10 protein-coding genes and 1 pseudogene are annotated in these 12911 nt (G+C 41.0%); 7 read left to right on the plus strand and 4 right to left on the minus strand.

The genetic code is table 11. The annotated features are described in order from the left end of the window. Positions 1–410: 410 nt before the first annotated feature. On the minus strand, positions 411–845 hold the full coding sequence (locus ACUNWD_RS10730; protein WP_445587806.1) for an OsmC family protein: 435 nt from the start codon (positions 843–845) through the stop codon (positions 411–413). 384 nt (positions 846–1229) lie between these two features. Between ACUNWD_RS10730 and ACUNWD_RS10735 the strand changes: the two genes are divergently transcribed. The 4 genes from ACUNWD_RS10735 to ACUNWD_RS10750 are packed head-to-tail and all read left to right on the plus strand — an operon-like array spanning position 1230 to position 7483. Continuing rightward, a complete protein-coding gene (locus tag ACUNWD_RS10735; protein ID WP_445587807.1) occupies positions 1230–1679 on the plus strand; it encodes a MarR family winged helix-turn-helix transcriptional regulator in 450 nt (149 codons plus the stop codon). Positions 1680–1715: 36 nt separating this feature from the next. Next, positions 1716–2903 carry an efflux RND transporter periplasmic adaptor subunit gene (locus ACUNWD_RS10740; RefSeq protein ID WP_445587808.1) on the plus strand — a complete coding sequence of 396 codons (1188 nt, stop codon included), beginning with the start codon at positions 1716–1718 and terminating at the stop codon, positions 2901–2903. A 14-nt stretch (positions 2904–2917) separates the two neighbouring features. After that, on the plus strand, positions 2918–6067 hold the full coding sequence (locus ACUNWD_RS10745; RefSeq protein ID WP_445587809.1) for an efflux RND transporter permease subunit: 3150 nt from the start codon (positions 2918–2920) through the stop codon (positions 6065–6067). 27 nt (positions 6068–6094) lie between these two features. Next, complete coding sequence (locus tag ACUNWD_RS10750) at positions 6095–7483, plus strand: TolC family protein (RefSeq protein WP_445587810.1); 1389 nt, start codon at positions 6095–6097, stop codon at positions 7481–7483. Between the two features lie 92 nt (positions 7484–7575). Here ACUNWD_RS10750 and ACUNWD_RS10755 read toward each other — a convergent pair whose 3' ends face one another. The 3 genes and pseudogenes from ACUNWD_RS10755 to ACUNWD_RS10765 form a co-directional block, all read right to left on the minus strand. After that, the gene (locus tag ACUNWD_RS10755) at positions 7576–7947 is read right to left on the minus strand and encodes a DUF423 domain-containing protein (protein WP_445587811.1); all 372 of its coding nucleotides are present in this window, start codon (positions 7945–7947) and stop codon (positions 7576–7578) included. 99 nt (positions 7948–8046) lie between these two features. Continuing rightward, positions 8047–8730 carry a hypothetical protein gene (locus ACUNWD_RS10760; RefSeq protein WP_445587812.1) on the minus strand — a complete coding sequence of 228 codons (684 nt, stop codon included), beginning with the start codon at positions 8728–8730 and terminating at the stop codon, positions 8047–8049. Positions 8731–9033: 303 nt separating this feature from the next. Next, positions 9034–9384, minus strand: a pseudogene (locus ACUNWD_RS10765) (DUF4440 domain-containing protein); the annotation flags it as partial. 125 nt (positions 9385–9509) lie between these two features. On the opposite strand from ACUNWD_RS10765, the gene ACUNWD_RS10770 reads away from it, so the two are divergent. The 3 genes from ACUNWD_RS10770 (at position 9510) to ACUNWD_RS10780 (ending at position 12910) form a co-directional block, all read left to right on the plus strand. Next, positions 9510–10550, plus strand: coding sequence for a family 43 glycosylhydrolase (locus ACUNWD_RS10770; RefSeq protein WP_445587813.1), 1041 nt, complete (start codon positions 9510–9512; stop codon positions 10548–10550). Beyond that, positions 10513–10839 (plus strand): hypothetical protein, encoded by a 327-nt coding sequence (locus tag ACUNWD_RS10775; protein WP_445587814.1) that lies wholly within the window; start codon positions 10513–10515, stop codon positions 10837–10839. Before ACUNWD_RS10770 ends, ACUNWD_RS10775 begins: the two co-directional genes overlap by 38 nt. 265 nt (positions 10840–11104) lie before the next feature. After that, complete coding sequence (locus ACUNWD_RS10780; RefSeq protein WP_445587815.1) at positions 11105–12910, plus strand: thiamine pyrophosphate-dependent enzyme; 1806 nt, start codon at positions 11105–11107, stop codon at positions 12908–12910. Position 12911 lies beyond the last annotated feature (1 nt).

Consider the following 12911-nt stretch of genomic DNA (forward strand, 5'->3'; position numbering starts at 1 on the left):
CCCTCATTACGATAAGAGTGCCAAAGCCAAAAAGGGAAAAGGAGAAAGAAAAAAGAAAGAAGACAAACTATCACACACACAGCCAATTACAACGCTAAATATTTTCCGGCACGGTTTGCAGGCTTGAAAAATCTCCTACATTTTGGTAGGAAACGACCATTTGGAATACAAAACATGCTCTAGAGCAGAAAATCAATATTCATAGGAGATGCAGATGTGTTAACACTGCCTTAACCTACATTTTGGTAGGAATGGAAATTGTAGGAGAAGAAGATGAGAATTTGGGGTAGAGGAAATGAAACGGGAGAAATTGGAGGCAAATTAAAAAAGCTAAAAGCACACTATATTATAATGTACTTTTAGCTTTGAATGTCCTCCCCGCAAATCTTGGGAGTTATTTGTTGAAAATATTACTTCAATTTTGCGTCCAGAGTTATGTCGACTGCAGCAAGTGCCCTTGAAATAGGGCAGCCTTTTTTTGCACCCTCTGCCAGTTCAAGAAATTTCTCTTCGCTAATACCGGGCACATCCCCTTCCAACTTTAAATTAATTCCGGTGATTTCAAAATGGTCTTCAATTTTTTCAAGGGTAACAGTCGCTTTGGTTTCCAAAGATGTAGGTGTGTAACCTTCTCCAGATAATGCAAAACTTAGCGCCATTGCATAACAACCAGCATGAGCTGCACCTATTAATTCTTCCGGATTGGTACCTTTCTTGCCATCTTCATTTTCAAAACGCATGGCTGCGGAATAGGGAGTATCTTGAAATAAACCACTTGGTGAATTTAGGGTTCCACTTCCTTCAAGGCCTTTGCCTTTCCATATAGCTGTTGCTCTTCTTTTCATACGAATAAATTTTTAAGTAAATATTTTATGATTGAAACAACCATTTTATTCTTTTGTTTTCTGAAATTTCTATCCCTCTATTTTAATGGCAAATACCTCCAGGTATAACCAAACTTTTAAACTACCAATAAAAATAGAGTTACTTACATCTTTCCAATAAATTATTCACTTCTCAATTAATTTAGATGTAAAATTCACCTCATCTCAAGATTGCTGAAAAAATTTGGTGAAGTTTTTTATGCTCCACAACACAAATTGACATACAGAACTAACACAAATACAGCATATTAAGACACCTAGGTCTTTTATTAATATTTTCTTAACGTACATTAGTTGACATGGTCAACTATTTGCTTTTATATTTGCCAAACTAATTAAGAAAAAATGCAATTAGAAAAACCATTAGGATACTTATTGGGGAAAACCCTAAGAATTTATAAAAACAGATTGACCTCAAATTTGAGGGAAGCGGATATTGAAATCAGTTTTCAAGAATTCATTATTCTACATAAAATTAATGAGAAATATGACTTAACACAACAGGATTTAGCAAATCACTTCCAGAAGGATAAGTCATTTATCTTGCGCCTTATAAACAACCTAATAGAAAAACGATTTGTTGTAAGATTACCAGATAACGAAGATAAACGAAAGAAGAATTTGATCATGACACAAAAAGGAATTGAAGTACTTGAACAAACAAAAGAGGTAGTCAATAATCTTTCGGATGAACTCCTTTCCGGAATCAGCAACGAAGATTTATACACTTTTCAGAAGGTACTTAAAAAGATAGAAGAAAATAGTGGATTAGATGATCCATCCTGCAACTGTTGACTAGATCAACTATTATTAAGCTATTAGAAACAAAACATGAAAACAATTATGCAATTAAGAAATCTAAGTATTATCATGACGCTGTTCGTCGCATTTTCCTGCTCGAACAAACAAGGAGGAGGACCGGCCGGTATGACCGGACAGGTTAGGGAGTATCAGGTAATTGCCGTGAAACCGCAATCAACAACCCTTTATAAAGATTACCCAACAAACCTTCAAGGACAACAAACTGTGGAAATTCGCCCAAAAGTGGCCGGATACATTGAAGACATTTTAGTAGACGAAGGTGCTTTTGTGAAAAAAGGGCAAGTACTTTTCCGATTGAATGCCAACGACATCCAAGCCAGTGTTCGTTCGGCCGAAGCACAGGTGAAAGTTGCCGAAGCACAGATTGTTGAAGCAAAAATCAATCTCGAGAAAACAAAACCACTAGTTCAGAAAGACATCATCAGTAAATTTGATTTGGAATCATCGGAATCAAGCCTCAAAGCCAAGGAAGCACAGCTGGCACAAGCCAAAGCAAATCTTGAAAATACCAAAGCAAACTTACAGTATACGGTGATCACAAGCCCAACAGATGGTTATATCGGAAATTTCCCCTATCGGGTGGGTAGTTTGGTTAGCAGCGCAATTGCCCAACCATTAACAACCGTATCGAATACCAGCAACATGTATGCATACTTTTCGATGAACGAAAAAGAATTTTTGACCTTAGCGAAAAGTCTGGACGGCAAAAACATGCAGGAGAAATTGGCTCAAATGCCACCTGTTTCACTCGTATTGGCAGATAACACTACCTACCAATCAGCAGGAACTATTCAAACAGCCAGTGGGTTGGTTGATCCACAAACCGGAGCAGTAAACGTGCGGGCTATATTCCCAAACACGGATGGTATGCTACGAAGTGGCAGTAGTGGCTTAGTTCGCATTCCTCAACATATGGATAATGTCCTGATTATTCCACAGAAAGTAACATTCGAATTGCAGGGCAAACACTTTGTATATGTTGTAGGTGAGGAAAATAAAGTTCGCAGTACCCCAATTGACGTAATTGTCGGAAACTTGAAAGATTCATTTGTTGTGACCAGTGGACTGACGAGTGGCGACCAAATTGTTATTGAGGGAATTGCTTCATTGCGTAATGATACACCTATCAAACCAAAGCTGACAGAGGCTCAAAATCTGGCAGAAAACATGGCAGCAGCAAATCCAGCTAAAAATTAAATCGGAAAGAAATCATGTTCAGAAAATTTATAGAAAGACCGATTTTATCGTCGGTCATATCCATTATTATTGTCATTTTGGGAGGTTTGAGCGTGCTCAACCTACCCATTGAGCAGTATCCAGACATCGCTCCACCTACTATTCAGGTGACGGCAAACTACACGGGAGCTAATGCCGAAACGGTATTAAAAAGTGTTATCACACCACTTGAAGAACAAATTAACGGTGTTGAAAACATGACATACATGACTTCAACAGCCAGCAACAATGGATTGGCAACCATCCAGGTTTTCTTTAAACAAGGAACGAATGCCGACATGGCAGCGGTAAACGTACAAAACCGCGTTACCCGTGCAACCAGCTTGTTACCAGCTGAAGTAACCCGTGCTGGTGTAGTTACCGCCAAGCGGCAAAACAGTATGTTAATGGTATTTTCCTTGTATAGCGAAGATGGAAAATACGACGAAACGTTCCTTCAAAACTACAGTAAGATCAACTTGCTCCCGCAAATTCAACGGGTAAATGGTGTTGGTGAAGCGATGGTTTTTGGGGCAAAAGATTATGCGATGCGAATTTGGCTGAAACCAGATGTAATGGCTTCTTACAACTTAATGCCATCGGATGTGGTAGCCGCGTTGAATGAACAAAACCTGGAGGCAGCACCTGGTCGATTTGGAGAGAAAAATGGTCAGTCATTTGAGTACGTGCTCAAATACAAAGGAAAGCTTTCAATGGCCGAAGACTTTGAAAACATTATCATTAAGGCAGATAAAGACGGAAATATACTTCGCTTACAGGATATAGCAAAGGTTGAATTAGGTGCATTGAGCTATTCTTCGTCAACTGCTGCAAATAATAAACCCGGTATTGCGATGGCTGTATTTCAGTCTCCTGGATCCAATGCCCGGGAAGTAATTATTGAAGCTCAAAAAGTACTGGACGATGTTGCAGAAACCTTTCCAGAGGGAGTGAAGTATCACATCCTTATCAATGCCAATAATTTCCTTGATTCATCAATAGAAAAAGTATTGAGCACTCTTTTGGAGGCATTTATACTCGTATTCTTTGTCGTATTTATTTTCCTTCAAAATTTCAGGGCAACACTAATCCCGGCTATCTCAGTGCCGGTAGCAATTATTGGAACGTTCTTCTTCTTAAATGTATTCGGTTTCACCATTAACCTGTTGACATTATTTGCCCTGGTGCTGGCCATCGGGATTGTAGTGGATGATGCCATTGTTGTGGTAGAAGCGGTACACGCCAAACTTGACCAGGGAGCCAAGAATGCAAAAGAAGCTGCTGTTTCAGCGATGAATGAAATTTCAACTGCAATCGTGTCTATCACGCTGGTGATGGCAGCCGTGTTCATCCCGGTAACGTTTATCACAGGTACAACTGGCGTTTTCTATAAGCAATTTGGGATTACGCTGGCCGTCGCCATTGTGTTATCAGCCGTAAACGCCCTTACACTGAGTCCTGCTCTTTGTGCGATTTTCCTGAAACCACATAGCGACAGTGCTCTTCACAACAAAGGATTTTTGCAACGTTTCTATGCGTCCTTTAATGTGGCATTTGATACAATGACGGAAAAATATAAGAAGACGACCCACTTTTTCATGATGAAGAAATGGTTGTCATTTGCATTAGTCATCATCTTTTCAGCGGGATTGGTGTACCTGATAAAAACAACGCCGTCGGGATTTGTTCCTTCGGAAGACACAGGTATCCTGATTGTTGACATTAGTATGCCTCCGGCAACATCTGCTGAACAAACCACAAAAGTTGTAAAACAAGTTGACCAGATTTTAGCAAATACGCCGGAAATAGCTGGTAGAGCCATGGTTGTTGGACGTTCGATTATTAGTGGACAAGGTAGTTCATACGGTATGATGTTCTGTGATTTGAAACCTTTTACAGAACGAAAAGGTGAAGGACAAGATATTAATAGCGTGATTCGAAAGCTATACGGCGCTGCATCGCAAATTAAAGATGCCCGAGTTCTTTTCATCACTCCACCAATGGTTCCAGGATTTAGTATTTCTGGTGGCGTTGAGTTCAAACTGGAAGATAAAACAGGTGGTGACATTAAGAAATTCGAGGGAATTGCCCGACAGTTTCTGGGAGCGTTAAACCAGCGTCCGGAGATGCAATATGCGATGACTTCCTTCAATACAAACTTTCCACAATACAAAGTTGACGTCAATGTAGCTCGCTGTAAACAATCGGGTATTCAGGTGAATACTGTGCTTTCTGCATTGCAAGGTTATATTGGTGGTTTTTATGCATCAGACTTTAACCGCTTTGGAAAACAATATAGGGTGATGGTTCAGGCTGATCCAAGTTACCGGGGAAATCCGGATGATTTAAACAATATTCAGATCAGGACTTCAACTGGAGAAATGGCTCCTATCACACAATTTATTTCGCTTAGCCGCGTATATGGACCGGAAAACATCACCCGTTTCAACATGTTCACCTCCATTGATGTAAACAGTGCCCCAAATATTGGATACAGTACAGGTGATGCGATTTTGGCTGTTGAAGAAGTGGCTTCCCAAACATTGCCACCAGGATATACGTATGAATTTTCTGGTTTGACACGAGAAGAAATGGCTTCAGGTAATCAATCCATATTGATTTTTGCCCTGAGCTTAATTTTTGTCTACTTCTTACTGGCAGCGCAGTACGAGAGTTTTATCCTGCCATTGTCCATTATTATATCTATGCCAATTGGTATCGCAGGTGCTTTCATATTCGCCCGCATCATGGGTGTTGAAAATAACATCTACCTGCAAATATCATTGATCATGCTTATTGGGCTTCTTGCTAAAAACGCTATCCTGATTGTCGAATTTGCTCTGCAACGGAGACATGCCGGAATGAGTATTCTACAATCAGCTGTTGAAGGAGCCACGGCTCGTCTTCGCCCAATTTTGATGACATCATTCGCTTTCATTTTCGGATTGATTCCGTTGGTCATCGGTGGTGGAGTTGGTGCCAATGGTAACCGCTCCATTGGTGTTGGTGCAGTAGGAGGAATGTTTATCGGCACCATGATTGGAATACTGGTTATTCCGACCATGTTTATGATTTTCCAAACCCTTCAGGAAAAGATCTCGAAACCTGAGAAAGAAGAAATTTCAGAAATGAACAGTTTAGGATAAAGTAAGCTGAAAAATCAAAAACGAATTATGAAAACATTTTTAAATATAAAAGTCATCTTACTAATTGGAATTTCTGCCATACTGGTATCATGTAGCTCGACTAGTCATTTCCATCAGGAATCGGTGAATACCGATGGCCTTTTTGGAATAGACGCTACCGATACAACAACTATGGCGAATGCTCCCTTGGAAGATATATTCAGCGATGCTGCTTTGATAAAGCTAATCGATGAAGGATTAAGCAATAATCCAGACTTACAAATAGCAACTCAGCGTGTTCTCGAAGCGGAAGCTTATTTTTCACAAAGTAAAGCCTCACTGCTTCCCGGAATCAACGCAAGAGGTACAGGCACATATCAGCACAATCCTAAGTCGATTTACCCGGATGGGCCTCGCGACGTGGAAAGCTACCAGCTTGGATTGGAAGCTAGCTGGGAGGTTGACTTATGGGGAAAATTGAGAAGCTCCAAGCGCTCAGCTTATGCTAATCTTTTGGCATCAGATGCCGGACAGAAGGCTGTTCAAACCCGATTGATTGCCAACATTGCAACGGCTTATTACAACCTGATGGCACTGGATGCCCAGTTGGCTATCACTCATGAAACCGTGCAAAACAACATTGAGCTGGTTGAAACCATGAAGGTATTAAAGGAAAGCGGAAGAGTCACAGGTGCCGCCATCGTACAGAGTGAAGCTGCCCGTTACGCCGCCGAAGTGACAATCCCTGACCTTGAGCAACGAATCAGGCAAACAGAGAATACAATCTGCCTGCTGCTGGGACGTGTTCCTGGAACAATTGAACGGGGCTTGCTCGACCAGCAAAAGGTAGCCGATATGCTCAACACCGGAGTTCCCTCACAATTGCTGGAAAACCGCCCAGATGTGATGCAGGCAGAATATGCTGTCATCAGTGCCTATGAAATAACAAACAGCGCAAAAGCGTATTTCTACCCGGCACTGACCATTACGGCACAAACAGGATTTGCATCAACCGATTTGGCGGATCTGCTCGATCCAACATCGTTTGCTTCAAATGTGCTCGGCGGATTAACGGCTCCTTTATTCAACAAACGAGCTAACGTAACTCGCCTTAAAGTTGCAAAAGCCCAACAGGAAGAATCACTGATCAACTTAAGAAACACCTTGTTGACCGCAGGCCAGGAAGTTAATAATGCTCTTGGATCATTTGAGTCTTCGCAAAAAAAGATGGATTTACGGTTGCTGCAGGTCGAGTCTCTTGAAAAATCGGTTGAGTATACAAAAGAATTGCTCACCTATGGATCAGCTACTTATACTGAAGTATTGAATGCACAACAATATTTATTGTCAGCACAATTAAGCAATGTTAATGATCACTTACAACAACTTAATGCAGTGGTATCTCTTTACCGTGCATTAGGTGGAGGATGGAAATAGTACAATCATTTGAAAAACTGAAAACTGGAAGGACGATGCTCATGAGTATCGTCCTTTTTTTGTTGACTAACAAAATTAATTCAACTATACCTTTAAACTCTTTTCCAAACAGCTATAAATAATAACACCCATCCGGCGATAAAACTCAATCCTCCAATTGGGGTAATTGCTCCCAGCCATTTAATTCCTGAAACTGCCAGAACGTATAAACTTCCAGAGAACACAAAAATTCCCACAGTTATAAAAATTGCCGCCCAATTCATTAAACCTGAAGGCATTTGGATAGAAAGTATTCCTATTACCAGGAGTCCAAGTGCATGATAAAAATGATATTCCACGCCTGTTTTATACACCTGCATCATGTCTTCGGCAAGCTTTGCCTTTAATCCGTGTGCGCCAAAAGCTCCTAAAATGACTGCCAATGCCAATAAAGCAGAAGCTATTAATAATATGGTCTTACTCATTGATATTTATTTTTGATTTTGCCTAGAACAACAAGCCAGAAACGGATTTGTTATAACGAAATGATTTTAGAATATTCGACGAAATCCAGATCTTCGGAACTAAAACCGGTCATTTGAATGTTTTACAGTGTCGGGTGAATCGCTCAGATAAATGGTTTGTTCGGCAGGTGATTGAATAAGCAGCACCCGCTGAAATTGTGATGGCAGACCAATTTCGGAAGCATTACGCCATTCCCCAGTTCCCAGAACGGCAACTTCTTCATTCTCTTCCAGCACGCCTTCGCGGTATCGGATGGTTTTGTTGAGTCCCAAAAAACTTTGACTTTCAAGTTGATGGTTATTTAAATAGCGTTCCAGTTCGTTGCTGGCGTCATTCCATAATCCCGATTTGTATTCGATATCGTCAACCACGTAGCTTTTAATCTTGTCGGACTTGATATAAGCATAACGACTACCCTCGCGCAAAACAAATTTGCTACTCGCTTCCTCTTCAATGATGGTTTTCCAATGCGAACTTTTACCTGTCGAAACCTTTTGCTCAACCAGCACATGGTAATAGGCACAGGTTCTGCCCGAGAGCGGCGCTTTCAGCGGTTGGTCTATAAATTCAACGTTACCAACTATTTTGGCGATTTCGCCCCGCCTTACTTCGGTGAAACGCCGATAAGTTGCCCGTTTCAACTTGCGCTTGACAATGGCTTTTTTACTAAAGTAGGTGCTGATAAAGATGATCAGCAGTACAACGGCTGCGCCAATCAGGATGAAGAGGTATTGTTTTTCCATTTTGGGGGATGTCTACTGTTTCTGGTAAACTTAATCATCATCTGGAACAATACAAAACAACAAACCATCAATGTCGTACTTCTATCTACACAAAAAAAACCTCGTTTCCGCTTTGCTCGAACAAGGGGCAGGATTATCACATCATTTTTGATCGCAACTGCAATTTCGTATCAATTATCAAGACGTTTGCGTTGTTATCACCCACTGCTGTTTTCCGCCTTTCAAACAATCCTCAAACATCGTCAGGTATTCATCCGCTTTTTCCGATCCATATTTTGCCTCAAGTGGAGGCTTCATATTATATCAACGGTCAATGGCTGGATCCAAATAATTAAAATTGAAATCCTCAAATTGCTCCACCTTATCTTTTTTCACTATATTCCAAACCACCCAAACCGTGTCATTTGTGGCAGCCCGCACGATTGGTGCCGGGTTACTCGAATTCCAGATATCTTTCGAAATTTTCCATTGCCCGTCTACCAGTTCCCAGGTTACTACATATTTGCCCTGATCAACCATCTGTCCACCTTCAACATGAAGCATATACCGCCCATCTTCAACGGCCACATTTCCATATCTGGTGGCAGAAACAGTTTGAAGCATCACCTCCCTGACTCCCATCCTGATTGCACCAGCCCAAAATTCAGCAATCGCTTCTTTTCCCCTGAATCACATCCGAGTTTTCAGGATATACACCACTCAACGGGAACTTTGCTCTGAAACTCTTGGAAAATATTAATTTTAAGGTCAGAGGCCTTGAAAAATTAACCATGATGAATATGAAAAAAATTGCATTTGCGGCAATTGCAGTATTGATAGTTCTATTTTCTGACTATGCAGATGCAAAAGAAAAGCAACGGATTGGGGTACACGACCCGGTCATGATTGAGGAAAATAATACGTGGTATCTGTTTTGCACCGGAAGAGGAATCGAAGTGCTGTCGTCACCTGACCTGCAAAACTGGACCCGCCTTTCCCCAGTATTTGAGGAAGTACCGGCATGGGTAAAGCAGGAAATTCCAAATTACAAAGGAAGTAGTATCTGGGCACCTGATATTTCCTATCATAACAGACAATACTATATTTATTATTCGGTTTCTGCTTTTGGTCGTAATACCTCGTGTATCGGTGTTGCTACCAACAAAACACTTAATCCTGCAGACCCCGAATTTAAATGGATTGACCATGGAATGGTGGTCAAGTCGGTGCCGGGAGAAACTAACTGGAATGCCATTGACCCGAACCTGATTATTGATGATCGGGGTACTCCATGGCTGACATTTGGCTCATTTTGGAATGGAATTCAACAAATAAAAATGAATGCTAACTTATTTGAAATTGATGGAACCCGTGATAATATTGTGACCATTGCATCCCGAAAGACAGAAGAAGAAATAGACAACCAGCCCGATCCCGGGAATTATCCGCTCGATGCCGGTTCGTCGCAGATTGAAGCACCATTCATGTTCAAAAATAAAGACTATTATTACCTGTTTGTGTCGTGGGACCGTTGTTGTGCCGGTCCAGAAAGTACCTACAAAATTGCAATTGGCCGATCACTAAAACCGCATGGTCCCTTTGTTGATAAAGAGGGAAAGCAAATGCTTTATTGTAGCGGAACAATCCTTTTGCAGGGCGATGAAACGGATTGGTATGCACAAGGCCATAATGCCGTTGTAAGAGATGCTGGAAATGGTAAAGTGTACCTGGTTGCGCATGCCTATGACAGACATGATATCCGGGGAGCCTCCAAATTGAGGATTCTTGAATTGAATTGGGATAATGAAGGTTGGCCGGTTATTGGCAAAGAAATTTATTAAAAATCCCAGCCATCTTAATGTATACTCACCGGAATCAAAAAATGGCGAGTACGGAATGACATCTGGCAATATCGGAATTGAATATGGCAGATTCGGAATAACATCTGATAGCTCCAGATTAATATCTGGTATTTGCGGATCTTCTTATAAATGCTCCGGCATTCCATCCTACTTCTCCGGCACCCATTATGCTGCAGACGGATTTAAACATGATTCCTTCGGATCTGCATCTGACAATAGCAGATTTACATCTAACAGCTTCGGAATGACATCTGACACATACGTTTAAATGCTTGCTGACTAACAGCACCGCTAGCTCAAAGGACGATATTTCTTACATCGTTCATTAATGCCAGATTAATCTTCATGACCCGAATGACAACTTTAGTTTAACCTCACTATAATTTTCTTCACGAATTTATGACAAAATTCCACTTTATTTTATCAAATTGTCAGCAAAACTTTCAATAAGACTATAATTAATCTATTTTTGCCTGCATTTACTAAAAATCTATAACTAAATCCTCAGCGCTGAGAGGAATCACTTTTGAAATATGGAGACACAAAACGAGGTTGCAGCAATAAGAATGATGAATGGAAACGAAGCAGTTGCCAGAGGTGCCTTTGAAGCAGGTGTGAAAGTGGCTGCCGGATTCCCGGGAACACCTTCCACGGAGGTAATGGATTATACCCATCAAAGATACCCTGAGATTTATTGTGAATGGGCAACTAACGAGAAAGTGGCTGTAGAAGTGGCTACAGGAGCATCATTTGCAGGATATCGAAGCCTGGCATTAATGAAAACAGTTGGGTTACATGTGGCAGCAGATGCATTGGGTGGAGCTGCCGGCAGTCAGATCAACGGCGGACTGGTATTGGTGGTTTCAGATGATGTTGGCCGACTTGCGGGTGATGATTATAATGATTGCCGTCACTATGGGAACATGTTCAATATACCGGTATTGGAGCCAAGTGACAGTCAGGATGCCAAGGATCTAATGATTAGAGCATTCGAAATTAGCGAAGAATACAGTACTCCGGTTATATTTAAAACTACATCCGTAACATGCAAGACAACCAGTCGGGTTGTTATTGATGAAGACTATACTTACCAGGCAAAATTCAGAGATAAATATCCTATAAGTTTCAGTAAGGTCATCATGACTACCATTATGATGAAGGCAAAAGGATCGGAGCATCCGAAATTGACCAAATGCTTTAATGATTTTCCGGCGCATATGAAACGCCTGGCTGTAGACAGCAATGACTTCGATATTAACAAACTGGAGTTGAATGGCAAAAATATCGGGATCATTACGGCAGGTACTCCTTACTATTACGTAAAAGAAGTATTACCCGAAGCCTCGATTTTAAAACTGGGACTTGTTATGCCGCTTCCGGAAAAGAAAATCCGTGAATTGGCTGAACACGTGGAGGAATTGTATGTGATTGAAGATGGCCATGATGTTCTTGAAAAGAATATCAAGGACTTGGGGATTTCGGTAATTGGGAAAGAATTATTCCCAAAATTCCCAGATATGATGCGTTTCACACCGGACATTATTGAGGAAAGACTTGTGCCAAACGCGCCTAAGCGAACTCCGATGGAAGATATCCCTTTCAGATTACCAGTTGCTTGTTCCGGCTGTTCTCACACTTTCATTTCACGAATATTAAAGAAACATAAAATCAGGGCGGCTGCCGACGTTACCTGTGGTTTAATAGGTTGCTTCCCGCACATGGAGTCTTATTCACTGCAAAAATGTATGGGTTCAAGTATTGCGCTAGCCCATGGTTATCGCGTTGCTAAAGACAACAAGGAAAATTTTGTTGCCATGATTGGCGATGGCGGTTTTTGGGCAACCGGAATCAGTGGACTGACAAACCTGATATTCAACAACAGTCAATCAACGGTGATTATTGTTGACAATAGTTGCCTTGCAATGACTGGTGGTCAGAACGTAGCATCCAGTGAGTTTGGGTTTAATTACAAACCAGAAAACAGACTGGATATAGCCAAAGTTTGCGAAGCTATCGGAGTTAAAGATATTGTGACCGTTGATCCATACGAAATCGACAACCTTGAGGAAGCGATTCTTAATGCTGTAAATGCAAAAACAAATTCTGTAGTCATTGTTAAAAAACCGTGTATTACAAAATTCAAACTGCCTAAAGCTACTCCATGTTATATCGATCAGGATTTATGTACTAAATGTCGTAAATGTATTAACGTTGGATGTTTAGCCATAGAGAGTAAAAAAGCTCAAGATGGAACTGTTGAAATAGTTATTAACGAAGACCTTTGTGTGGGCTGTGGCCTTTGTTCTACAGTATGTAACCATGAAGCCATAAAATCATGAA

The organism is Sunxiuqinia sp. A32 (genome assembly GCF_052690465.1).

Coding starts and splice junctions, on each gene's coding strand:
- ACUNWD_RS10730 (WP_445587806.1), bottom strand. CDS start 845: ATGAAAAGAAGAGCAACAGCTATATGGAAAGGCAAAGGCCTTGAAGGA.
- ACUNWD_RS10735 (WP_445587807.1), top strand. CDS start 1,230: ATGCAATTAGAAAAACCATTAGGATACTTATTGGGGAAAACCCTAAGA.
- ACUNWD_RS10740 (WP_445587808.1), top strand. CDS start 1,716: ATGAAAACAATTATGCAATTAAGAAATCTAAGTATTATCATGACGCTG.
- ACUNWD_RS10745 (WP_445587809.1), top strand. CDS start 2,918: ATGTTCAGAAAATTTATAGAAAGACCGATTTTATCGTCGGTCATATCC.
- ACUNWD_RS10750 (WP_445587810.1), top strand. CDS start 6,095: ATGAAAACATTTTTAAATATAAAAGTCATCTTACTAATTGGAATTTCT.
- ACUNWD_RS10755 (WP_445587811.1), bottom strand. CDS start 7,947: ATGAGTAAGACCATATTATTAATAGCTTCTGCTTTATTGGCATTGGCA.
- ACUNWD_RS10760 (WP_445587812.1), bottom strand. CDS start 8,730: ATGGAAAAACAATACCTCTTCATCCTGATTGGCGCAGCCGTTGTACTG.
- ACUNWD_RS10770 (WP_445587813.1), top strand. CDS start 9,510: ATGAAAAAAATTGCATTTGCGGCAATTGCAGTATTGATAGTTCTATTT.
- ACUNWD_RS10775 (WP_445587814.1), top strand. CDS start 10,513: ATGAAGGTTGGCCGGTTATTGGCAAAGAAATTTATTAAAAATCCCAGC.
- ACUNWD_RS10780 (WP_445587815.1), top strand. CDS start 11,105: ATGGAGACACAAAACGAGGTTGCAGCAATAAGAATGATGAATGGAAAC.